Raw genomic sequence first — 21,884 nt, forward strand, 5'->3', positions numbered from 1 at the left:
GTATTCTCACGGATATTTTCTAATTTTTTAGAATCTCGTGTTTGCGCAAAAGAAAAAGGGGTGTTATCCCCTCCCCGCACTCTCAAAGCCCCGAAAAAGCCGCCGCTTTTTGCGCAGCCACAAAGTATATCTTTTGGCGGGAGTGCCTCGCTTTTTCCTTGTCTAGGCAAAAATGCTAAAAATGCACTACTGCATTTTTTTAACGCATTTTCGCCACCACGACAAGGGCGAGAGGCGGTTGGTGCTTGCGCACCTACATATTGATTGGATTTTTGCTTTGCAAAAATGGCAGAATCTAAATCCTTAGATTCTGCTCGGCTTGCGCTATCGCGCCCATTGATTGTATTTGGCAAAGCCTCGCACAAAGTTTTTGAAGTGAGAGATTCTATAAATTGCTTAGATTCTGAATCTATTGGGCTAGATTCTGTAAATGTCTTAGATTCTATGTGGATAGGCTCTGTTATTGCTTTAGATTCTGAATCTAAATCTTTAAATCTAGATTATAATTTTTCTTTAGATTCTGAATTTGCCTCTAAAATCCCGCCCTTGGCTTGCCAGAAATTCTAGGATTGTGCGTAAGATTTAAATGTTGTGCAAGGGGCGGCGCAGGGATTTTACTAGGCGTAAATGAGCAAGCCGCCCCGCCGCACTCATTTAAAGATTGCGTGCAAGCCGAATTTCTAGAATCTAAAAATTTTGAAAGGATACCTATGCGTCTCACTCTCCCCTGCTGCCTCCTCCTCTCTCTCTCAATCGCTTGCGCAGCAGATATCGTGAGCGCCCCTCCGCCCTCCATCTCAAGCCTAAAACTCCCTAAAGATAGCTTTGGCGTGCAGGGAGGGGGATTTGCCTCATCGGGCTACTCCGAGCTAGAGCTCAACAACAAAACCTTTAAACAAAACGAGATAGACACCACTCTATGGCGCGCTGGGGCGGAATACCGCGTGTATTATGAGTTTCACCCCTTCAAGCACACCTCCATAAATCTCTTTTTTGGCACGAGCCTTGAGATCACGCAATACCGCACAGGCAGCAGGACTAAAGCCTACAACGACGGAATCTACAATGAAGACCATTCCTATGATTGGGGCGGGAGATTTTATTATGGCAATCGCGTGCATAAACTCGGTGTTGCCATTAGCATTAATCACTTTCACAAGCTCCATATCGTCCTGCGACAGGCGTTTTTGGACGATTTTAACCTTGAGGCGGTGGGCTTGCCCTTTGCCAACACACTTTGGGCAAACTCCCAAAATGCGCAGCTCTCAAGCGGCGGGGCTCGCGCACTACAAAACACACAGATTCTAATTACCTACATTCTCTACTTCTAAACGCTATATTTTTCTTGGAATGAGAGCATTCTCTGCCCCTCGGTATTGAGCGTGTATTCCCTATCATAGCCCTCTTTGAGCCGCTCGCTAAAGACTTCGAGCAAATGTGCAAACATCGGATCATCAAGGATATCAACCACCACGCTATAAAGCTGGATATTTTGGAGTAGGATTTCAAAAATCTTGCCACGATCTTGGAGGTAGTGCTTCTCATCGTTTTTGTATCTCAGCACGCGCATCACGATCCTATCGAGGATTCTAGGCAGGGCGTAGGCGTTTTGCTTGAGGTATTTTTTGAGCGCATCGTGGGTGCGCAAGAGCAGGATATCCACCTTAGCCTTGTCTGCATAAATCACACAGGGCAAAATCGCAATGAGCCTATCAATATCCGCGCCAAGCGATCTTGTCTCCCACTTTATCGCAAAACGCCTAAGAGGGCTGAAGTGATAATCCCCAAGCCTTAGCTTAGATGTTTCCATAGCTCTGCGCTTTTGGGGATTGGGGCTTGTTTGGGTGAGGCGCGGGGGCAGATTCATTAGATTCCCTAGATTCATTAGATTCACGAGATTGCGTCGGACTAGCTCCCTGCACCTCGCAAGCTTGGGACAAATCCTTTTGCCCAATCGCCACTTCTAGCGATATTTGGGCATCCACGCCGTGTAGCTCCAACGCAGGCGCGCCAAATGCAAAATCCCCATAGAGCACCTGCGCGCCCTTGTGATAGCCTCTAACTTGGAGCACGATTTTATCATCTACGCGCCCCACTTCCTCGCCCACCAAGCCCCTAAACGCGCTCCCGATGAGACTCTGTCCGCTGCGCTCATACACCGCGACATTTTCTGCGCACACGATGAAAGTCTTTGGGCTCAAATCCTGCGCTAGATTCTGTGTGGGATTGTGCGCGGGCTTAGACACAGAATCTAAGTCCATATTTGAGGAATGCTCGGGCGCAGCAGGGTTAGGCTTAACACTAGATTTAGAATGAGATTCACTGCTAGATTGGGATTCTTGAGACTTGTCAGAATCTACCTCCTGCGTGAGTGTCTGCTTAGATTCCTCGCTAGCCTGCTTAAGTCCCTCACTATCTTGCGCACTAGATTCACTGAGCTCTTGTGTGGGGACTTGCGTGCTAGTTTCGCTCTTTGCCGCTTCGCTACTTTTGGGCTGAGAGAGCACAAACACCGCGCACACTACCGCCACCACGACGACACCAAATGCTATTTGTTTCATACACCGCTCCTTTTAGATGATTGCTAGATGATTGCGCGTCCTTGAAGGATCTGCGCCACTTCCTTGGCGTGATAGGATATGATGATATCCGCGCCCGCACGCTTAAAACAGATCATCGTCTCCATAAGCACCTTAGGATAGTCGATAACGCCTGCTTTTTGCGCCATTTTTAGCATTGCGTATTCGCCACTCACATTATACACAGCAAGGGGTAGGAGCGTGCGCTCACGTATATCGCGCACGACATCAAGGTATGCCAACGCGGGCTTTACCATCAAAATATCCGCGCCCTCGCTCTCATCATTGAGGCTCTCTAGTATCGCCTCACGCCTATTTGCGGGATCTTGCTGGTAGGTTTTGCGATCCCCAAAGCTAGGAGCGGATTGCGCGACATCGCGGAATGGTCCATAATACGCGCTCGCAAACTTCGTGGAATACGCCATAATCGGTATGTGCGAGAATCCAGCCCCATCCAACCCAGCGCGCAACGCCCCCACGCACCCATCCATCATACCACTAGGTGCGATCATATCCGCGCCGCTTGCACACAGCACGAGAGCCTGCTGCAGAAGGATCTCCAAAGTCGCGTCATTATCCACTATGCCATTTGTATCCAAAATCCCGCAATGCCCGTGATCGGTGTATTCACAAAAGCACAAATCCACGCTCACAAACATCTGTGGCGCGCTTTGCTTGATCGCGCGCAGGGCTTTGGCGATGATACCATTATCACTTAGTGCCTCGCTCCCTTGAGAATCTTTGCGGCTTGGAATCCCAAAGAGGATAATGTGATAAATCCCAAGCTTATTTAGTGCTTCAATCTCTCTTAGCACCTCATCAATGCTCATCTGAAAGACGCCCGGCAGGGAATCCACCTCGTGCCTCACTCCGCTACCCTCCACCACAAACAGCGGATAGATGAAGTCCCTCACACTCACACTATGCTCACGCACGAGATTGCGTAGATTCTCATTTAGCCGCGTGCGCCTTAGGCGTTTAAACATACTCCCTCCTTATTTTAGAGTTTATCTGACACAAGCTCGGGCTTGGCGGGGCGGTTTTTGAGATCGCAAAAATTCTCAACCACACAGCCTTTGATGATAAAAATGTTTTTACCGCCCTCGTGCGTGTATTTTAGCCTAAAATTTTGGTTATCTAAGATATTTTTGATGATATACATCCCTAGCCCAAACCCTTGGATATTTTTTTTAGAATCCCTAAAATAGGGCTTAAAATACTCATTTAATCCAAATTTTAGCGGGCTGCCTAGATTCTCCACACACAGGCTATCGCCTTGAGTATAGACACACACTTTGCCATCATCGCCGTATTTTATGGCATTATCGAGCATATTTTTCACCGCGATAGCAAAGAGTTCAAAATCCGCCTTAATCAGCGCGTATGGGGATTTGAGCGTAATGGGATTTGGCGTGTTGGAATCTATAAGGAGCATATTTTGGGTTTGCTCTATCAAATCCTCTAGCACAAACTCGCTTTTTTTGATCGCATACATACGCGAGACGAGCTGCTCGATTTTGGCAAACTCCGAGATGAGCTCATTTAGGCGACTAAACGCCGAGCAAAGGCGATCTTTTTGCTGCGGATTTTCTACCATCTCAGCGGTGATACGCCCCTTGGTAATGGGGGTTTTGAGCTCGTGCATAATGGAGCGCAAAAACAAAAGCCGAGATTCATTAAGCGCCTTGACTTTGTTAGAGAACTTATAAAATTCATTTGCTAGTAGCTCGATCTCATCTCTAGGATTGCGCTTGGTGCGGATATAGTCTGCCTGCATAGAGTTGATATTTGCCACCTGTGAGCGCAGCGTGTTTAGCGGGATGAGGGCTTTTAGCAAAAGCGCGTAGATAAAGGTGAGCATCAAAATCCCCGCTAGCGTGATAAAATAAAAGCGATCGTGCGAGCTTTGCGCGCTATCTTTATACAAAATCGCTTCTTTGTTGTTCTCAAGCAGGATATAAATGCCGTTGTTGGTGTTGCGGATTTTAGCAATCGTGCCCACAAAGCCATCTGGGAGCCTATCCTCATCGCGCAGCTGATCCTTTAGGCTCTCTTGCACTTCCACAAAGCCCAAATCGTGCAAGTATTTTTTTACCACATCGCCCCCACCCCCAAAGCGCCCGATTTCATTCATCATCATCACGATTTGGTTGTATTTGATGGCGTTGATACGCTGATCCTCTTCAATCTTGTCTTTGATAAAAAAATACGAGAGGGCAAAAAACCCAAGCAGTGCCGCGCAAAACAATAGCGTGATTTTAAAAAATATGGAATTCCAAAAATGCTTCATACCCTTGCCTTAGATTCTCTATCTCGCGTGCATTGTAGCAAAACGCGCCTATACCTCGCCTAAAAAATACCTAATCGAGGCAAAGCCATAGAGATTTTCAATCTGTACGAGTTGCGCGAGCTTGCTGGGTGTGTCAATCCCGCCAAGCCCAAATGTCCGTGCCCGTGCGTGTGAATCTAGCGCGCGCAGAGATTCTATCCCGATAGGCGTGCCCTTGTGCGGCGTGGCAAAAATGGGGCTAAGCGTGGCATAGCTCGCGCCATTGCACAGAGCCTCTCGCACCTCTTTGGGGCTATGTGCGCTAAAGCCAACCATACAATGCGCGCTAAAATCGGCAATGAGCGAAAGTGCAGTGCCCTTTAGATGAATCCCATCAAAATACGGCAGGAGTGAATCTAGCTCCCCATCGCCAACGCCCTGTGAGTTTAAAAAACAAAGAATATTATGCGCGCGACAAAGAGCTGCAAACTCTCTAGAAAAGGCTCTATCGCGGCTACGATACATCGCATAATCGGGACGAAAAGCCTTTAAAATAGAGGGAAAGGATTTAAGATACGAGGGACTAACCTCGGGAGTGATGAGATAGGATTTCAAAGCAATGGGGCAGGAGAGATCTAATGATCAGAATCTACCACAACAGCCCCGTGCAAATACACATATGTGAGAATCATAAACACAAACGCTTGCAAAAACGCCATAAACGCCAAAATCGCAAAGGGCAGCACAGGCACCACCCAAGGCACAAGCACGAGCATAATGAGCAAAAACATATCATCACCCTTGATATTCCCAAACAAACGGAATGAAAGCGAGATGATACGCGAAAAATGCGAGATAATCTCCACGGGCAACATCAGCGGGATAAGCCACCACACAGGTCCAGCAAAGTGCTTGAAGTAAGTCACTACGCCTTGTGCCCTAATCCCCTCGAAGTGATAATACACAAACACCACAAGTGCGAGCACGAGCGTAAAGCTTAGGCTCGATGAGGGTGCCTCAAAGCCCGGGATAATCCCTATGAGATTGGCTGCCAAAACGATTAGCCCAATAGTCGCAGCAAGCGGGAAGTATTTGCGCGCGACTTCCTCGCCTACGATATCTTTAGCAAACCCAATCACACCGCTAATGAGCGTTTCAAAGACATTTTGAATCCCGCTAGGCACGAGCTGCATCCTACTCGTCGCAAGCGATGCGCAAATAAGCAGCACAAAAGCTATCAAAATAGTGCAAGCCGCCACCACAAAATCGTGATGAGAAAAAACACCCTCCAAAGAATGTGGATACAACGCCCCTACAAAGGTAAAAACCCGCTCTGTTATATCAATCTTTTCTTCCATAAAGCTACCTCGCTAATGCTTGAAATTTGTTTCATTATGCCTTGTTTTGAGTAAAAAAAATATAAAAAGTTTGCATTTAGATAAACTTTGTGTTGATTTTGCGCAAAAAATACATACTCACGCCAAACAAAATGATAAATGGCGTCAAAACCCCAATCTCTGGCTGCAAAATCCCGCTAATGCTAAGCTCGGAGAATGAAAAAAACAGCCCCCATATCACGAGCGCGCCCACCACGCACGCGAAGCTAATGAGCGCGAGATTGCCATAGCGTGCGAGTGAGGGGATAAAGGCAGCGATGATAAAAATGCTAAGGGGCACAAAAAACGGCACGATGACAAGCGCATACAAAATCGCGCGCATTTTGGTGGTATTAGTCCCCTGCTCAAAGGAGATAAAAAGCGTATCAATCGCATCGAGCACAGAAACCGTGGGCTTATCTTGGGAAAAGGTATCAAGCACCTTGGGGCGAAAGCCCTTTAACACCTCTAATTGCGTTAATTCAGTCTTAGTCAGCGCACTTTTGCCCAGCTCTAGCTCCTCCCCGATGAGCAGATACGCCACCTCGCTAAGCCGCCACACATCGTTGGCAAAAATCGCAGTCTTTGCCTCATAGTAGCTACGCAATGCGCGATTTTCTAGCTCAAAAATCTTGATATGCTCAGCCTTTGCCCCGCCATTTTCTAGCGGATAAATCTTACCCATAAAGATATATTTGTTGTCAAACTTTAGCAGCACATCTTGGCGCGTGTTTAGCACGGCTTGATTATTCACGATAGATTCTGCGCTCTCTTGGGCGTAGGCAAACGAAGTGCAATTGAGCCCGATATGCAAGCAGGTAAAAAAGCTCGCCACAAACACCACGGGCTTTAGAATCTGTAAGCGCGAATAACCAAGGGCTAGGAGCGCGGTGAGTTGGTTTGTCTTTAAAAAAGTGATAAAAAACATAATCGAGCTAAGCACAAGCGAGATGGGCAGTGTGTAGCTCATCGCATACACGCTATCATAAAACAAAAAGAGGATAAAGAGATTGGCAGAATCTGGCAAATCATCGACATACTTTAGCGTATCAATCGCCACGAAAAACATCTCTAGGGCGAGAAAGATGATAAAAAAATATTTGAGATAATGAAGCGAAATGAAGCGAAAAAACATCTTTTATAAATCCTTAATATGGCAAATTGCGCGCTTATCCTCGCAGCCTAGCAAAAGCTACATTATAACATTTTTTGCACGATATGGGGAGTGAGGCTTTAAGCCAAATGTGGCTTTTTAGTGGCTATAATGCGAAGAATCTACGACATTTAAGGAGTTAGATATGCGATTAATGATGATTGTCTTGCTCATTGGCTCATCATTGGGCTTTGGCGCGACAAATGCCTTCCAACAATACAAAGGCTATGAGAATGCCCTGCTCTCAAACTTTGGCGCAGGACGCGTCGTGCGTGCAAGCAGCGATGGCACCACGCGCTGGATTCTCTACAATGAAGGAATGCTAGGCTACTCTTACGCAAAGCTTGGCGATAGCTTTTTGCACTCGGCTGATATTGGGTATTCTAGCTATATTATGTCCGTCTCGAGTATGCGCGGCGTGTATCCGTATGTGGGCGTGGAGGTTACCCTGCCTATTTATATCAGACAAAGAGGCAATAGCAACGCATTTGCCACGAGTCCTTCTGACTTGCCCGGCGGCACAAAGCTCCTAGGCGAGATGGGCTTTAATGGCTGGGGCGTGCAAGTGCCTGTGGTGATAGGCTTGCAGATGAAGTCCTTTTATATCCAAGCGATGGGGGGCTATGCCTACCATTCTATCAAAGATGTGTTTTACAAAAGTGAGACAGAAAACGACTGGTCGCTTACCAACACCTATCAGGGCATCATCTATGGCGCGGGGCTTGGCTTGCGCCTGCGCAATACCTTTAGCATAGGCGCGCGATTTGTGATGGGCGATCTTAGTAGCACCCTACGCGATCCCGAGCAGCCCGCCCTGCAGAGCCATATCCGCGCAAAGGACTTCCAAGTCCCATATTGGCGCGCTTCTGTTATCTTTGGCGTGGTGTTTTAAGCACGCAAGCCACACATTACATATAAAGGAGTTCTTATGAATCTTAAAGAGACTTTAAAAAACTTTCGCAATAGGCTATTAGGGGGGGGGGCTAGTGCAGATTTCTCACGATGTGCAGTTTATCAAATCCCTCCTACTCAAACAATCCTCTCTCAACACACTCTTTGATGTCGTCTATGAGACAAACTACTGGGGCTCTGGCTCTGGTAGCGGCTCAGATGCAAACCTCTGTCGCGGCTATGTCGCGTTTTTGCAAGAATTTTTCAAAACCCACCATATCACAAGCATAGTCGATGCGGGCTGCGGGGATTGGCAGTTTTCTAAAAATATCGATTTTAGCGGGATTACTTACCAAGGCTTTGATGTCGCCTCTTTTGTGATCAACGCCAACACGCCTCTGTATAGCAAGGAAAATATCTCCTTTCATCTCTATGATGGGGACTTTGGCAAGCTCCCCAGCGCAGATTTGCTGCTGTGCAAAGATGTGCTCCAACACCTCCCAATCGCTAAAATTGAGGAGTTTATCGCGATTTTGCCGCGATTTAAATACGCACTCATCACCAACGATATAGGCGCACACAACAACACCGAGATTTTACCCACACAGGGCAGGACGCTTGATTTGCGAGAAGAGCCATTTAATCTTCAATGCTCCATCGTCTTTGAGATACAAGAAAATTACCCAAAAAGCTGGGGGATAGAATCTAAGCCCGTGATGCTGTGGGAAAACCCAAACAATCGCTAAAATCGCCCAAGCCCTAAACAGAATCTAAGCTCTAGATTCTGTGGTTTTGCAGAGCAAAAATCATAGGAAAATATGTAGCACGCAGGCACAGATTCAAAATCTTCAGAATCTAAGGAAGATTGAATGTTTCCCAATGGCGATATTGTCTCCAGCATTACAGAGAATCTGCGCTAAAAATGCAAACATAAGAAATAATTTGCTACACTTTTTTGTCGCTTGCCAAAAGTGATAGAGCCAAAAAATTCTTAAGGAGCTTACGATGAAAAAAGGACTTTTGATGGTAATTAGTGCAATAGGTGCTATGCTGCTTACGGGATGTGCGGTAGGAGGACCTGCTCTTGTCTATACCAACACCACACAACCATTAGTGGCTACCACCACTGCCTTGAGCAATTCTGGGAATATCTCCGAGGCTTCCAAAAGAGGCGAGGCGAGCTGCCACAATGTGCTAGGGATTGTTGCTTTTGGTGATTGTTCTGTGAGCGAGGCTGCAAAGCAAGGTGGTATCAGTCAAGTCAAAAGCGCTGATGTAAAAACCACTAACATTTTGTATCTTTACAACAAAACAACGGTTATCGTAAAGGGACAATAGCAAGCATTTGACGAGCAAGGAGCTCTTACTCCCTAAGTAAGAGCTAGATTGCTTGGACTTTGCCAAAGTCCTTCATTCCTCAAAGTCTCCAAAAATAGCCACTACCCTATGCCATTCTCCATTTTTTAAATACTCTCTAATCATACAGATATGTCTTTTGTAATGTGGTATCGCTAAGGGATTAGATTCTGTATTTTCATCACTTTTGCTATTTCTTGAGCAATACGGCTAACAAAAGTAAATCTAGCGATTATCAAAAATATTGCCACCCCTCTAAGCACGACGATTATTTATGCTAAGGCAAAAGGTATTTTTAAGATTTAAGGAGTGTAGGCTTGGATGAGTATTAATCTATCCAAATTATAGAATCTTAGAAGCTTTTATAAACACAGGATACCGCCCAATCAGTGCCTACATAAGACACGACCAGGCATTTTGTCATAAAGGCATAAGCTGGAAGTGATACCACCTTGCTTTGGCTAGCAGAACAATCGCCAAAAGCGACAATCCCTAGCACATTGCGGCGGTTCACTTTGTCTTTTTGGAGGCTAGGAGATATGTCCAGAGTTACCTAGAGTAGCAGCTGTGGCCGTTAATGGCTGTGTAGTGTGAGTAGAGGCGCTAGCTCCTCCCGGCGCACACCCTACAAGCCACATAGCAGCTATTGCACCAATTACCATCAAAAGTCCCTTTTTCATCGTAAGCTCCTTAAAATTTTTGGTTCCATCACTTAATGCAAAAAGTGACAAGGCAAGTATAGCAAAAATAATGAGGTTTTGCCAGCGTTTAAGGGATTGGGGTGGATTAACTTAAGCAATAGCCTTGCCAAGCAAACCACACCACACAAAGCCCTAGTTATACTCCCTTAGCATCGGGCTTGTGTCGATGTCAAAATCAAAATATTCTGATACAAAATCACTGCTGCTCACCTGCTCGTAATGATCACGCGCAGCTTTGAAGTTTTTGGCTTCTTGATAAAGCAGTCCTAGGGCAAATTTGGCTTCTAAATTCGTAGCAGATTCTATCTTAGAGATTTGCAGCAGTGCCACGGCATTCTCGTGCCGCCCAGCTCCTAGTGCCGCCACCGCACCTAGGAAGCGCGTCTGCGGATCGTCCTCTTTGAGATCATCAATAAGCGTGTTGTAATACACAAACGCCTTTTCAAAATGCCCACTATAAATGTTTAAAAGCCCCAAAACCTGCAAAATCCCTGCGTTATTGTCATTGGTGCTAAGGAGCTTTTTTTCTAGCTCAGGCTCGATACTTAGCAAAGTCCCCGTGATAAAGGAAGTATAGATATAGAGCTCGCGTGCCAAAGACGCCCCAAAGTAAATGCTGCTCATATCCAAATCCCTCTTATAATAAAGCTCATTGAGCTCTAGTGCCACCTCTTTGAGATCACGCCTAAAAAATCTCGCAAGCTCATACATCACATTTGCCACCACATCTTTTGGGTAGAGCTCTTGGATTTTTTGAAAACTCTCCATACTCATTTGCGGATCTCGCTTGGCTATGCCATAGGCACTTTTTAGCGCGTGGTATATGGGCTTTTTGGCATTGCCTATCCACGCAAAATCCTCGATTGGCACATTATTGAGATAGCGCAAAAAACAGAGCAAAAACGCCTTTTGCTCGCTAGATTCAAAGCTAATATCCGCAAAATCTGCGCTAATAGTGCTTAGGATTCTATCGACATTGCGATAGGTCAGTCGCCCAGCCACCACGGCAAAAAGTCCAGAGAGCACATCACTGCTATCTAGATGATAGGCGCGCAAAAAATGCGTATAAGCACTATCATAATCCCCCACTTGGGCATACAGCACGCCTATGTTGTAGTGCAAAATCGCGTGATTGGGGTAGATACGGAGGGCTTTTAGCATATAATCCCTTGCCTTGCGGATATTGTTTTGATTGACTTCGCGCAGGGCTAGGGCGATATTTTGATTGACTTTAGCGATCCCGCTGCCCTCGCCTAGCGCGCTTTTGGCAAACTCGATATTATCGATTTTTAGGTGTATGCCACCCTCTTGGATCACCCCAAGCCCCTGCTTAGCGTCAAAAACCCTAAAAGGCGCGTAATAATACACAATCTTATAGCCCAAAATCTGCTCGTGCTCAAACTTGCGATTCCAAAAATTCTCTTGGGCTTTGTGGATATCAAAAAGCTCATCTTTGAGCTTCACGCGTATGGGATAGAGGCTCAAATCCGGATTTTTCTCATCTTGGCGCATCATACGATTGAGGATACTCACACTTTCTTTAAAATTCCCCAGCTTTAGCTCAATAAGCTGCAAGGACATCAGCGCGTGGGGATCTTTGGCAAAGGCGTTTAGGTATTCATACATATATTGGCGCGCCTGCTTGTATTCGCCCACTCTAGCGTGGAGCTGGGCGATGGCGAGATTGTCCTTTTTGGCAGGCGTTTTTTTGAGCGCAGCGAGGGCGTTATAATCGTCGTTAAAAAGCGTGAAAACGCGTGCGGCAAGGCGGTTATTATACGCTTGGTAGGCTTTGGAATTAGGATTTAGCAATGAAGAGAGGGATTCAAAATAAAAGCCCTTATACACATCAACAAGGCTATAAAGAAAGGAGTAAAAAGGTGCTTTGCTAGATTCAAAAAGATGCGAGGAGCTAATACCTACATAGTAATCCACCAAATTTTGCTTACCGAGCTTGTGTGCGGCATACGCGGCATTTATCGCGCTCACTGCCACATCTTCACCAGATTCAATAGCCAGATCAAAGGACTGCAAAGCCTGCGCATATTCTTTTTCTTTGAGCTTAATCACGCCCAGATTGTATCCCGCAAGCGATTGGGAAAATATCGCAATATGCTCAAAGAGATCAAGTGCCTCTAGCTTGTCGCCCTGCTCATAGAGGATATTTGCCTTTTTTATCATCTGCCCTAGCTCGCTCTCATCGATACTACCCTTTTTAGAGAGCTGCTCCACTTGGGGGGCTTGGGAGATTTTAGCGGGCTTTGGCGGCGGTGGGGGGGGCATATCCTCCTCCTCACTACTGCTAAAAGCAAAAACCACAAGGCTGATGATAAGCACTAGCGCGCTCACGCCCCCGCCAATGAGCGCGATCAACGCCTTTTTATTACCCTTTAGCGCGTTTAGGGCGGGGAATTTTTGCGCTATGGGGGATATGAGCGCGGCGATTCTTTGCCCTAGCCCTAGCTTTTGTTCCGAATCTTGCTCTGCTTGCGCGCTAGATTCTGTATCTTGGTTTGGATCGTTAAGATCGACTTCTTGTGCAGCCATAGCCTACCTTAGAGATATTTTTGTAGCACCTTTGGGATAGTGATACTCCCATCTTGGTTTTGGTAATTCTCCATAATCGCAATAAGCGTGCGCCCCACGGCGAGTGATGAGCCATTTAGGGTATGCACGAGGGTGTTTTTTTTCTCATCTTTAAATCGTATCTTTGCCCTGCGTGCTTGGAAGTCGCGCGTATTGGAGATGGAGCTAATCTCGCGATAGCAGCCCTGCCCGGGCAGCCAAACCTCGATATCTATGGTATTGCTCGCGCTAAATCCCAAATCCCCCCCGCATAGCTGCACGAGGCGATGGGGTAGCTCTAGGGCTTGCAAGATTCCGCTTGCTGTCTCTACCATTTTTTCTTGCATCGCGTCGCTAGAGTGAGGATGTGTGAGGGCGACGAGCTCGACTTTGTCAAACTGATGTTGGCGTATCATTCCCCGCGTATCGCGCCCCGCGCTCCCGGCTTCTTTGCGAAAGCAGGGCGTGTGGGCAGTGAGCATAATGGGCAGCTTGTCTTTGGGGATAATGGTGTCGTTGTAGAGATTAGTGAGCGTGATCTCTGAAGTGGAGATGAGATAGAGCTCGTGTATCTTACTATCGGGAGAATCTAACTCCTCTATGTGGGTTTTTACCTTAAACATATCCTCTTCAAATTTAGGCAGCTGTCCCGTGCCAAAGAGGCAATGCGCATTGACAAGTAGCGGCGTGCTCACGACTTCAAAGCCCGCGCGCTCATTATAATCCAGCATAAAATTAATCAGCGCACGATTTAGCCGCGCACCCTCGCCGCGCAGCACGCTAAAGCGACTTTTGGCAAGCTTCACGCCAGATTCAAAGTCTATCCACCCATTTTGCTCGGCAAGCTCCCAATGCTCCTTAGGCGTGAAGTCAAATGTGCGAGGAGTTAAAACCTTAGCCACTTCCACATTATCATGCTCATCATCGCCCGCAGGCGTTTTAGAATCTGGGATATTAGGAATCGTGTGGGCGAGCGTTTGGAGCTTAGATTCTATCTCACTAAGCTGCTCTTGGGCGTGGGCGAGCTTTTGCTTGTTGGTATCTAGTGCCCCTTTTAGCTCATTGGTATCCTGCCCTTGGGCGCGGTATTGCCCAAAGAGCTTGGAAGTTTTGTTTTGGTAGGCTTGGAGCTCCTCTAGCTCTTGTTTGCATTTTTTGTGCGCACTTGCTAGCTCGCGCAACTCCGTGAGGACTTGCGCGCTCACCTTTTTTATCGCAAGCCTCTCTTGCAGAGATTCAAAGTCGTGTAACACCGCTTTTATATCAATCATTGCCTTTCCTTATAGAATCTTTGCGCTTACAAAAGCATTTGTTATTCCGAGCGGGATTTACTCTGCTCCGCGCTCGCCCAAAAAGGCTCTTAGCTTTTTATACTCCTCTTTTGTGAAATACCGCCATTTGCCACAAGGCAGGTTGTTAAGAGAGCAAAACCCATAGCCCACACGCTTCAAATCCAAAATCTCATAGCCAAATTGCGCAAAAAACCGCCTTAGCTCTCGGTTTTTACCCTCCTCTAGCACGACACGCACGCGTGGCAAAGCACTATGGCGCAAAATCTCAAAGTCTAGAAATGGTGCAAGTGTGAGGGATTGAATCTTGCTCAAAGTATGCGCACCCTTGGCATTATCTATCTCAAAGCCCCTGCCCTCCTCTAGCATCAAACGCACAGAATCCAAGAGTTTGGGGCTAAGCGCGTGGGAGAGCTTGAGATTGTATGTGCGTGGGAGGGCTGCGGTGCTTAGAGAATGCACCACCTGCTTACTATCGCTTAGGATTAAAAGCCCCTCACTTGCATAATCCAGCCGCCCGACATAGCTAAACCCCCTAAACTTAGAATCTAAGCTATCATAGATAGTCCTGCGCCCCCTATCATCGCGCTTGCTCACTAGCTCACCTTTGGGCTTGTGGTAGATGAGCGCGGTGTATTTTTGCACAGGGCGCAAGAGCTTGCCATCGACAAACACCTTATCCTTCGCTCCCAACACACTTTGCAAGGTAGCCTTTGTGTGATTGAGTTTCACGCGTCCAGATTCTATGAGCGCATCAGCCTCGCGGCGCGAAAACTTTGAATGATGGGCGATGTATTGGTTTAGGCGCATTGGATTCCTTTATGCTTGAGATGTGTGTGATGGGTGGTGGCATTGTAGCAAAATTCCTTTTTTTCCCTTTGCTCCATTATGGCTTCTTGTGCCTGTTGGCTTGGTATTACACAAAGCATTCCATAATACCCCACAAAGCATAAGCCAAAAGGAGAAAATATGCGCTATAAGCTTGTGATGTTTGGATTTTCTGCATTATGCGTGGATTTGGAGGAGGTGTTAGCGCGCCTTAGGGGCTATCCGCCAGAGCGCGCACAACGCGAAAATGGCGATCAGTGCTATCTCATCGATTTGCACGATGGCGCGTCCTATGAGATAGCCCTAGATTCTAGCAATCACTACGCCATTATTGGTTTAACCACTCAATCATCAGCGCATTAAGCTGCTTGCTAAACTCCCCGCCCTGCTCTGGGCTCCCCCCTTCAGCAATCAGCGCACTGCCAAAGAGCAGCTGCGCGACTTTAGCGATTTTGTCTTTGTCTTGTGAGTTTTTGAGCTTTTGGAAAATCTCGTGATTGACATTAATCTCGATGTTTGGCTTGGCTTTGGGGGCTTGCTGTCCCATTTGGGCAAAGAGTTGGGCTAGCATAGGATTGTCGTCTTGCTTGATGAGGCTTAGCGGGGCTTGCTGCATAAGGCTTGTGAGGCTAACCTCGCCAATTTGCTCGCCTAGCGTGTCTTTAAAGCCCGCTACAATGGGCTCAAACTCCTTTTTTACCTCCTCACTCACGCCCTCATCGCCGATCTCATCTAGCGCGTCTTTGGAGCTGATGTTTTTGAGCGGCGTTTTGTCGTATTCGCCCACCATTGGCATCACCATACCATCGATTTCATCACTTAGCAGCAGCACCTCAAAGCCCTTGTTGGCAAACTTCTCTAAAAGCGGAGAGTTTTTGAGCAGCTCCTTGCGCTCGCCTAGCACATAATAGATACTCTTTTGCTCTTTTGGCATAGATTCTTTATAACTTTTAAGCGAGATAAACTCGCGGTTTTGGCTATCAAAGCGCATAAGCTCAAGCAATTTTTCTTTGTTTTCATAATCCCCATAAAGCCCCTCTTTGAGCACCTTGCCAAATTGGGCGAAAAATTCCTTATAGAGATTCTCATCTTTTGCCATCGAGGCGATTTCTGAGAGGATTTTTTTGGTAGAGGCGGATTTGATATTGGCTAGGATTTTGTTTTGTTGCAAAATCTCGCGACTGACATTGAGCGGCAAATCGCTACTATCAATCACCCCGCGCACAAAGCGCAGATAAGAGGGCAAAAGCTCCTTATCATCATCGGTAATAAACACGCGCTTGACATAGAGCTTCACGCCGCTTTGGTAATCCACACGATAGAGATCAAAGGGCGCGCTTTTGGGGATAAAAAAGAGCGTGGTGTATTCTAGGTTGCCCTCGACTTTGGTGTGAATCCAGCGCAAAGGATCGGCATTATCGTGCGCAAAGGACTTATAAAAATCCTTATAATCCTGCTCTTTTAGCTCGGATTTGGGCAGAGTCCAGAGGGCTTTTGCCGAGTTTATCTGCTTTTGCTTTTGCTCAAGTTTTTCTTTTTTCTTGCTCTTATCCTCTGTGCCCTCTTTTTTATCCTCTGCGTTATCCTCTTGGGGCTCGCTCACGACTTCGCTATAGTGCAGATAGATAGGGAAGGCAATGTGCTCGGAGTATTTGCCAATGATACTCTCAATCTCCCAGCGCGAGGCGAAGTGCTTTTCATCGTTTTTGAGATAGAGCGTGATTTGCGTGCCAAAGTCCTCCTGCACGCACTCGCCTATCTCATACTCGCCCTTGCCATCGCTCACCCACGCATACGCCTTATCCTCGCCTGCCTTTTTGCTCTGCACCACCACGCGATCTGCTACCATAAACGCCGAGTAAAACCCCACGCCAAACTGCCCAATGAGCGCAGAATCTTTTTTCTTATCCCCAGAGAGTTGGGAGAGGAAGCTTTTGGTGCCCGATTTGGCGATCACGCCTAGATGTTCTTTGAGATCGGATTCATTCATTCCGATACCATTGTCTTGGATGGTGATAGTGCCCTTTTTGTCATCAAAGGATATATCAATACGCGGGCTAAAGGCGAGACTTTTAAACTTCTCATCGCTCAAAGTGAGATAAGAGAGCTTATCGAGCGCGTCAGAGGCGTTGCTCACAAGCTCGCGCAAAAAGATTTCTTTGTTGGAATACAAAGAATGTATCATCAAATCCAAAAGTTGTGTGATCTCTGTCTGAAAAGAATGCTTAGTAGCCATACAATACTCCTTGTGTTGAGAAAATTTGGGCGCATTGTAGCAGAAAAAACTAAAAAGATTCTGATTTTTATAGATTTATACTCAATAAACTTTATACTACTTCTATAAAGATTATTTATACTCTACGCTTAGACTTGCTTCTTTAGATTCACTCCTTTGGCGAAACTCATAAGTCTGCCCTAGTATCTGCAAATGCTTGCTTTTTAGCTCTAGCACGATGTTTTTTAGCTTGATGATGTCTTGTTTGTCTAGCTGCAAAAGCGTTTGGGTGTTGATTTTAAGATTCTGTGAGATGTTAGCCTCTTGTGATTTGTTATTTTCCATAAATCCCGCTCCTGTAAGTGTTTTCTAAAGACAAAAGTATAGCTATAAATTAATTAATTTTTACTTAATTTATACTCTATAGGGTATTTATATTATTTTATAACTACTCTTTAGAGTATATTTTAAGCTTTAGTATGGAATGCCTTTTGCTAAAAGTGTGGTTATGGACAAGCGAACATTTAAAACACTCCTAGCACGCGCAAATCTCAGCAAGAAAGAATTTGCCCAAATGGTGGGGATCAGCCCACAGAGTGTAAATAACTGGGGTTGTAGCAAGGAGTTTCCCTACTGGGTGCAAAGCTATCTGCAAAACTACATAGAAGTGCTAGAATACCGCGCACTTAAGGCACGGCTAAAGGAGATTTTGCCTGTCATTTAGGCGCAGAGTGCTACAATGCCACGAGTAACGCAAAAGGAGCGCAAATGCCACACACGCACAAAATTGCCAAGCTAAAGACGCAGCTAAACGCCTGCATTTTAGGACAAGAAAAGCTCATAGATATGGTGCTTATAGGGATTTTTGCACAAGGACACATACTCCTAGAGAGTGTGCCCGGACTTGCCAAAACCACGCTTGCTAAAGCCCTCGCCAAATCCCTAGAGCTTAGTTTCAAGCGCATTCAATTCACGCCCGACTTGCTCCCTAGCGACATCATCGGCGCACAGATTTATAACCCCAAGGATAGCGATTTACACACGCGCTTTGGTGCGATTTTTACTCATATTTTGCTTGCCGATGAGATCAATCGCGCGCCCGCTAAGGTGCAATCCGCGCTCCTAGAGGCGATGCAAGAGCACCAAGTCACCATAGGCGAGGATTCCTACCTGCTCCCAAGCCCCTTTATCGTCATCGCCACTGCCAATCCCATAGAATCTGAGGGCGTGTATGCGCTCCCTGAAGCCCAGCTCGATAGGTTTATGCTCGCCATTCCCCTAAGCTACCCCGATAGCGCAAGCGAGATAGCCATACTCCAAGGCAAGCACCACGCGCACGAGCCTAAGCCGATTTTGCAAGCCTATGAGCTAGATTCTATTAGGCAGTCCATAGAATCTGTGTATTGCGATGAGAGCGTGTATGCCTACATAGTCGCCCTGAGCCAAGCCACGCGCGGCGAGCTCCTCATAGAGGGCACTCAAGCACTGCGCCTAGGCGTCTCGCCCCGCGCAAGCCTCGATCTAAGCCTAGCAGCCAAAGCCTATGCGTTTTTGCACGCCAAAGACTATGTGAGCCCAAGCGATGTGCTAGAGGTGCTGCCCTTTGTCTTCTCTCACAGAATCTTACTAAGCTTTGAAGCCATCGGGCGTGGGATAAGCCCACAGACAATCCTAGATGAGCTCTCCCAACGCGTGCCAATCCCTTAAAGCCAATCCCTTAAAAGTAGAGAATCTATGCTAGGATTTACGCGCAAACTCCCCTTTGTCCCCCTCCCACATTTGCGCGCACGCGACACTGCGGGTGAAGGTGGAGATTTCTTCGAGCTAGGCGAGTATGTGTATGGACAGGACGCACGCCTCCTCTCACCCACTGCCTGCCTCAAACACCAAAAACCAATGGTTAAGGTTTTTCAAAGCCAAGCCCTCTCCTATCTGCACCTCTTCCTACTCCCTAGCCAAAGCCTCCTGCTAGGCACGCCCACCAAGCTAGAGACAATCGCGCAAATATGCGAGCTCCTGCTCATAAGCGCGCGCATGTATGGGCTAAAACCACTTTTGCACTACCTAGACGCACGCGAGCCAAAGACACTTAGCACGCCCTCACACATACGCGCCTTGCTAGATTCACTCAAAGCCCTGCGTTTTGCTAAGCGCGCAACTCTCCACAAAGCCACGAGCGCAAAACTCCTGCACCACCTCATCGCGCACAGACACCAAAAGGGCTTGGGCGTAGTTATCGGGGATTTTTACAAGCTAGATTCACACGCGCCCATCGCCTCGCTCAAGCACCACTTGGTGCTTTATGCGCTCTGTGTGCGCTCTATGCAGGAATGGGAGCCGAGCTTTTTAGATTCTGCGTGGGGGTATCGCATATGCGATATAGAGACTGATGAGAGCTGCACGCACGCCCTCACGCTCGCGCACTATAAGGAGAATCTAGCGCGCTATGATACTAAGCTAAGCGCGTATTTTGCGCATATGGGGGCAAAGCTCGCCTTTATCAATCCACAAGCTTCACTCCTGCCCCAGCTTCAGCGTATCTTTCATAGCTAGACTAGAAGTAGATTCTAAACCCACTTTGCAGCCCATAGCGCGAGATATAGGGCTGTGGGAGGAGATTAGATTCTATGGTGAGAAAAAGCCCGAGGTTTGGGCGCAGATTTATCGAGCCTGTGGCACTCACATAATGCCCAATATCCTGCACGCCATAGGCTCTTAGCTTATACTCTAGCGCGAGCTTAGATGCGCCATCATTGCCTAGCACCACCCCAAAGGCGTTGGAGAGCAAAAACCTGCCTTGATTGTGTCTATCAAAATACAAAGTGGGCTCAAGGAGATAATACACATAGCTATAATCTCCTATGCGCGTGGAGAGCCCGCCACCAAGGGCGAGGTAATAGCGCAGATTATCGTGCAAAAACTGCCGTGAAAAGCCCATATCTAGGCGATAAGAAAAGGGCGTGAAAAACTTGCTCACCATACCAAAGGAGGCGAGCGAGAGAATCGTAGCGTGGTGGATATGCGCGCGCATTTGGTTTTGTGAATCCACCCCAGTGTAGCCTAAGATTCTCAAAAACTCGATCTGCGCACCTATGAGATAGCCCCTGTCATTATCGCTAATATCGTGGTAGGCAAGGCGAAAATCTAGCCCCAAGCCCTGCCCTGTGATCCCGCTAGAATCTGCAGTGGCGACATACATCGGGCTAACTCGCAAGCCACGATTGCCCTTAAGCGGGGAGTTTGGCGTGGGGACTTCCACTGCTTTGCTCGCGCCAAGCTTTGAGCGCACAGACGCGCTCTCGTGGATTATGTGCGTGTAGTCGTCTTTGCTTAAGCGATCTTTGGCATACCAATACTCGCTCATCTCAATGCTAGATTCTAAGATATATTGCTTTTGGCGCAAGGAGAGATTCTCATCATCAGCGATTTCTTGCGCGCTTAGCTTGCCTTTGGCGAGCTTTTTTGCCTTGCGCACATCGCCAAAGCTCATATCGCGCTCATAGGCAAGGAGCTTAGCACGCCTGCTAGGGCGATAAGCCTCACTGATAATAAGCCCCGCATCGCGCATCACAAAGAGCGTCTCGGGAGGATTGACTTGGTAGATAAACTTCTCGCGCAACGCTAAGCTAGGGCGCGCCACCTCTAGGAGCCACAGGATATTATACGAGCAGTTTTTGTCAAAAAAATAATACCACGACCACGCATCGCCAAGCTCCCAAATATGCCGATACATCTGCAGGACTTCCTCATAGTCTAAATTGAGATCAAACTCCCATATATCGCGGTTTTCGACATCGCGATATTCTTTGAGCTTTTCGTAATAAGGCAGGATAGAAAAGCGCCCATCATACATTCCAAATAGCCCCTTAAACGCAAAGGCAAAGCCATTTTCGACATTGGGATCGGCTGAAGCTTGGTAATTAATCGCAAAGGAGAGCAGGCGTGAGTTAAACCCCGAGTTTAGAAGCAAAAAGGTGTGCCCAAACATCGAGGCGGGGGAGTTGATATGCGCTGCGGGGAAGATGAGTGTCGCGCTTTTGGGATTGACATAGGCAAACATTGCTTTAAATTCTTGGCATTCCACGTGCGGCAGCTCCTCAAAATGTAAAAGGGAATGGAGATAAAAAAACCTTGCTGGGAAGCGACAAATGCCATGGTAATCCTCTGAACTACTCGAGCGGCGCGGCAGGGAGGTCACTGCGGCATCAAGCAGGGCGTTGGATTTGCTCACGCGCTCTATGAAGTCCTCTGGCACGATGACAGAATCTATGGGCTGATAAAACGCCTCAATCGTGGCGATAAGCTCGGCTTTGGCGTCCCTTTTGCCATCTTTGGCATAAAAAAACTCAGGCGAGACAATCTCACTCTCTTTCCCATCAAAATGCAGCAAATCCCGCCACTGCTTTTGGTTATGCAGCTCTAGCTCTAGGGCTCGCGCAATCGCCCTATTTTTGGCACTATCGCGCGCCTTGCTTTGTGCCTCGTTGTGCGCCTGCACCCCGCTTTGCGCCTCATTTTGCTCCTGCGCCTGCTTGCTTTGGAGGGCGAGTAGGGGCAGCACGCACAAGGCTAATACAAGAAAATATCGCATACACGCTCTTTTTTGGATTTTGCGCGGCATTATAGCCTAATTGACATTGATTAATCCAAGCAACCTATAAT

24 protein-coding genes are annotated in these 21,884 nt (G+C 47.2%); 9 read left to right on the forward strand and 15 right to left on the reverse strand.

Annotation, left to right across the window (positions count from 1 at the left end; genetic code table 11):
* Positions 1–353, reverse strand: a 353-nt coding sequence (locus ACH2BK_RS02585) for a hypothetical protein (protein WP_395001962.1), incomplete at its 3' end; no start/stop codon positions are given.
* Here ACH2BK_RS02585 and ACH2BK_RS02590 point away from each other — a divergent pair.
* Both ACH2BK_RS02590 and ACH2BK_RS02595 read left to right on the forward strand, forming a co-directional pair.
* Positions 337–567, forward strand: a complete 231-nt coding sequence (locus ACH2BK_RS02590) for a hypothetical protein (protein WP_395001963.1) — start codon at positions 337–339, stop codon at positions 565–567. The genes ACH2BK_RS02585 and ACH2BK_RS02590 overlap by 17 nt on opposite strands.
* A 143-nt stretch (positions 568–710) precedes the next feature.
* Positions 711–1,331 (forward strand): hypothetical protein, encoded by a 621-nt coding sequence (locus ACH2BK_RS02595; protein WP_395001964.1) that lies wholly within the window; start codon positions 711–713, stop codon positions 1,329–1,331.
* Here ACH2BK_RS02595 and ACH2BK_RS02600 read toward each other — a convergent pair.
* The 7 genes from ACH2BK_RS02600 to ACH2BK_RS02630 form a co-directional block, all read right to left on the reverse strand.
* Positions 1,328–1,810, reverse strand: a complete 483-nt coding sequence (locus tag ACH2BK_RS02600; RefSeq protein ID WP_395001965.1) for a hypothetical protein — start codon at positions 1,808–1,810, stop codon at positions 1,328–1,330. The genes ACH2BK_RS02595 and ACH2BK_RS02600 overlap by 4 nt on opposite strands.
* On the reverse strand, positions 1,797–2,561 hold the full coding sequence (locus ACH2BK_RS02605) for a hypothetical protein (protein ID WP_395001966.1): 765 nt from the start codon (positions 2,559–2,561) through the stop codon (positions 1,797–1,799). The genes ACH2BK_RS02600 and ACH2BK_RS02605 overlap by 14 nt, the downstream gene beginning before the upstream one ends.
* A gap of 23 nt (positions 2,562–2,584) precedes the next feature.
* Positions 2,585–3,565, reverse strand: coding sequence for a porphobilinogen synthase (hemB, locus tag ACH2BK_RS02610; RefSeq protein ID WP_395001967.1), 981 nt, complete (start codon positions 3,563–3,565; stop codon positions 2,585–2,587).
* Positions 3,566–3,579: 14 nt separating this feature from the next.
* Complete coding sequence (locus tag ACH2BK_RS02615; protein WP_394997778.1) at positions 3,580–4,869, reverse strand: ArsS family sensor histidine kinase; 1,290 nt, start codon at positions 4,867–4,869, stop codon at positions 3,580–3,582.
* Between the two features lie 48 nt (positions 4,870–4,917).
* The gene (locus ACH2BK_RS02620) at positions 4,918–5,463 is read right to left on the reverse strand and encodes a thiamine phosphate synthase (RefSeq protein WP_395001969.1); all 546 of its coding nucleotides are present in this window, start codon (positions 5,461–5,463) and stop codon (positions 4,918–4,920) included.
* 20 nt (positions 5,464–5,483) lie between these two features.
* A complete protein-coding gene (locus tag ACH2BK_RS02625; protein ID WP_394997790.1) occupies positions 5,484–6,188 on the reverse strand; it encodes a F0F1 ATP synthase subunit A in 705 nt (234 codons plus the stop codon).
* Between the two features lie 94 nt (positions 6,189–6,282).
* Entirely contained in the window at positions 6,283–7,359 is a 1,077-nt protein-coding gene (locus tag ACH2BK_RS02630; RefSeq protein WP_395001970.1) for an LptF/LptG family permease, read from the reverse strand.
* Between the two features lie 163 nt (positions 7,360–7,522).
* Between ACH2BK_RS02630 and ACH2BK_RS02635 the strand changes: the two genes are divergently transcribed.
* Complete coding sequence (locus ACH2BK_RS02635; protein WP_395001971.1) at positions 7,523–8,269, forward strand: hypothetical protein; 747 nt, start codon at positions 7,523–7,525, stop codon at positions 8,267–8,269.
* 94 nt (positions 8,270–8,363) lie between these two features.
* Positions 8,364–9,014: a methyltransferase gene (locus ACH2BK_RS02640; RefSeq protein ID WP_395001972.1), complete on the forward strand. Its 651-nt coding sequence runs from the start codon at positions 8,364–8,366 to the stop codon at positions 9,012–9,014.
* Here the strand turns inward: ACH2BK_RS02640 and ACH2BK_RS02645 are convergent.
* Complete coding sequence (locus tag ACH2BK_RS02645; RefSeq protein ID WP_395001973.1) at positions 9,011–9,148, reverse strand: hypothetical protein; 138 nt, start codon at positions 9,146–9,148, stop codon at positions 9,011–9,013. The two genes, ACH2BK_RS02640 and ACH2BK_RS02645, sit on opposite strands and share 4 nt — an antisense overlap.
* A 125-nt stretch (positions 9,149–9,273) precedes the next feature.
* Between ACH2BK_RS02645 and ACH2BK_RS02650 the strand changes: the two genes are divergently transcribed.
* A complete protein-coding gene (locus ACH2BK_RS02650; protein ID WP_394997770.1) occupies positions 9,274–9,606 on the forward strand; it encodes a TRL-like family protein in 333 nt (110 codons plus the stop codon).
* Between the two features lie 851 nt (positions 9,607–10,457).
* Here the strand turns inward: ACH2BK_RS02650 and ACH2BK_RS02655 are convergent.
* The 3 genes from ACH2BK_RS02655 to ACH2BK_RS02665 are packed head-to-tail and all read right to left on the reverse strand — an operon-like array spanning position 10,458 to position 14,989.
* Entirely contained in the window at positions 10,458–12,872 is a 2,415-nt protein-coding gene (locus ACH2BK_RS02655; protein ID WP_395001974.1) for a tetratricopeptide repeat protein, read from the reverse strand.
* An 8-nt stretch (positions 12,873–12,880) separates the two neighbouring features.
* Positions 12,881–14,161, reverse strand: a complete 1,281-nt coding sequence (gene serS, locus ACH2BK_RS02660; protein ID WP_395001975.1) for a serine--tRNA ligase — start codon at positions 14,159–14,161, stop codon at positions 12,881–12,883.
* Positions 14,162–14,218: 57 nt separating this feature from the next.
* Entirely contained in the window at positions 14,219–14,989 is a 771-nt protein-coding gene (locus ACH2BK_RS02665) for a pseudouridine synthase (RefSeq protein ID WP_395001976.1), read from the reverse strand.
* Positions 14,990–15,148: 159 nt separating this feature from the next.
* Here ACH2BK_RS02665 and ACH2BK_RS02670 point away from each other — a divergent pair, with 159 nt between their 5' ends.
* Entirely contained in the window at positions 15,149–15,370 is a 222-nt protein-coding gene (locus tag ACH2BK_RS02670) for a hypothetical protein (protein WP_395001977.1), read from the forward strand.
* On the opposite strand, the gene htpG is transcribed toward ACH2BK_RS02670, so the two are convergent.
* Both htpG and ACH2BK_RS02680 read right to left on the reverse strand, forming a co-directional pair.
* Positions 15,336–17,243 (reverse strand): molecular chaperone HtpG, encoded by a 1,908-nt coding sequence (htpG, locus tag ACH2BK_RS02675; RefSeq protein WP_395001978.1) that lies wholly within the window; start codon positions 17,241–17,243, stop codon positions 15,336–15,338. The genes ACH2BK_RS02670 and htpG overlap by 35 nt on opposite strands.
* 111 nt (positions 17,244–17,354) lie before the next feature.
* Entirely contained in the window at positions 17,355–17,567 is a 213-nt protein-coding gene (locus ACH2BK_RS02680) for a hypothetical protein (protein ID WP_395001979.1), read from the reverse strand.
* Positions 17,568–17,730: 163 nt separating this feature from the next.
* On the opposite strand from ACH2BK_RS02680, the gene ACH2BK_RS02685 reads away from it, so the two are divergent.
* Genes ACH2BK_RS02685 through ACH2BK_RS02695 form a run of 3 tightly spaced genes read left to right on the forward strand, consistent with a single transcriptional unit; the run spans position 17,731 to position 19,775 of the window.
* Entirely contained in the window at positions 17,731–17,946 is a 216-nt protein-coding gene (locus ACH2BK_RS02685; RefSeq protein WP_394997757.1) for an XRE family transcriptional regulator, read from the forward strand.
* A 44-nt stretch (positions 17,947–17,990) separates the two neighbouring features.
* Entirely contained in the window at positions 17,991–18,929 is a 939-nt protein-coding gene (locus tag ACH2BK_RS02690; RefSeq protein ID WP_395001980.1) for an AAA family ATPase, read from the forward strand.
* A gap of 27 nt (positions 18,930–18,956) precedes the next feature.
* Positions 18,957–19,775: a hypothetical protein gene (locus ACH2BK_RS02695; RefSeq protein ID WP_395001981.1), complete on the forward strand. Its 819-nt coding sequence runs from the start codon at positions 18,957–18,959 to the stop codon at positions 19,773–19,775.
* Position 19,776: 1 nt separating this feature from the next.
* On the opposite strand, the gene ACH2BK_RS02700 is transcribed toward ACH2BK_RS02695, so the two are convergent.
* Positions 19,777–21,813 (reverse strand): DUF4105 domain-containing protein, encoded by a 2,037-nt coding sequence (locus ACH2BK_RS02700; RefSeq protein WP_395001982.1) that lies wholly within the window; start codon positions 21,811–21,813, stop codon positions 19,777–19,779.
* Positions 21,814–21,884: the final 71 nt, after the last annotated feature.

The sequence above is a fragment of the uncultured Helicobacter sp. genome, assembly GCF_949282165.1.
Lineage (GTDB): Bacteria > Campylobacterota > Campylobacteria > Campylobacterales > Helicobacteraceae > Helicobacter_F.

Bases quoted from the DNA above. Each gene is read 5' to 3' on its own strand.
- ACH2BK_RS02595 (WP_395001964.1), top strand. From the start codon at position 711: ATGCGTCTCACTCTCCCCTGCTGCCTCCTCCTCTCTCTCTCAATCGCT.
- ACH2BK_RS02600 (WP_395001965.1), bottom strand. From the start codon at position 1,810: ATGGAAACATCTAAGCTAAGGCTTGGGGATTATCACTTCAGCCCTCTT.
- ACH2BK_RS02605 (WP_395001966.1), bottom strand. From the start codon at position 2,561: ATGAAACAAATAGCATTTGGTGTCGTCGTGGTGGCGGTAGTGTGCGCG.
- hemB (WP_395001967.1), bottom strand. From the start codon at position 3,565: ATGTTTAAACGCCTAAGGCGCACGCGGCTAAATGAGAATCTACGCAAT.
- ACH2BK_RS02615 (WP_394997778.1), bottom strand. From the start codon at position 4,869: ATGAAGCATTTTTGGAATTCCATATTTTTTAAAATCACGCTATTGTTT.
- ACH2BK_RS02630 (WP_395001970.1), bottom strand. From the start codon at position 7,359: ATGTTTTTTCGCTTCATTTCGCTTCATTATCTCAAATATTTTTTTATC.
- ACH2BK_RS02635 (WP_395001971.1), top strand. From the start codon at position 7,523: ATGCGATTAATGATGATTGTCTTGCTCATTGGCTCATCATTGGGCTTT.
- ACH2BK_RS02650 (WP_394997770.1), top strand. From the start codon at position 9,274: ATGAAAAAAGGACTTTTGATGGTAATTAGTGCAATAGGTGCTATGCTG.
- ACH2BK_RS02655 (WP_395001974.1), bottom strand. From the start codon at position 12,872: ATGGCTGCACAAGAAGTCGATCTTAACGATCCAAACCAAGATACAGAA.
- serS (WP_395001975.1), bottom strand. From the start codon at position 14,161: ATGATTGATATAAAAGCGGTGTTACACGACTTTGAATCTCTGCAAGAG.
- ACH2BK_RS02665 (WP_395001976.1), bottom strand. From the start codon at position 14,989: ATGCGCCTAAACCAATACATCGCCCATCATTCAAAGTTTTCGCGCCGC.
- ACH2BK_RS02670 (WP_395001977.1), top strand. From the start codon at position 15,149: ATGCGCTATAAGCTTGTGATGTTTGGATTTTCTGCATTATGCGTGGAT.
- htpG (WP_395001978.1), bottom strand. From the start codon at position 17,243: ATGGCTACTAAGCATTCTTTTCAGACAGAGATCACACAACTTTTGGAT.
- ACH2BK_RS02680 (WP_395001979.1), bottom strand. From the start codon at position 17,567: ATGGAAAATAACAAATCACAAGAGGCTAACATCTCACAGAATCTTAAA.
- ACH2BK_RS02685 (WP_394997757.1), top strand. From the start codon at position 17,731: ATGGACAAGCGAACATTTAAAACACTCCTAGCACGCGCAAATCTCAGC.
- ACH2BK_RS02690 (WP_395001980.1), top strand. From the start codon at position 17,991: ATGCCACACACGCACAAAATTGCCAAGCTAAAGACGCAGCTAAACGCC.
- ACH2BK_RS02695 (WP_395001981.1), top strand. From the start codon at position 18,957: ATGCTAGGATTTACGCGCAAACTCCCCTTTGTCCCCCTCCCACATTTG.
- ACH2BK_RS02700 (WP_395001982.1), bottom strand. From the start codon at position 21,813: ATGCGATATTTTCTTGTATTAGCCTTGTGCGTGCTGCCCCTACTCGCC.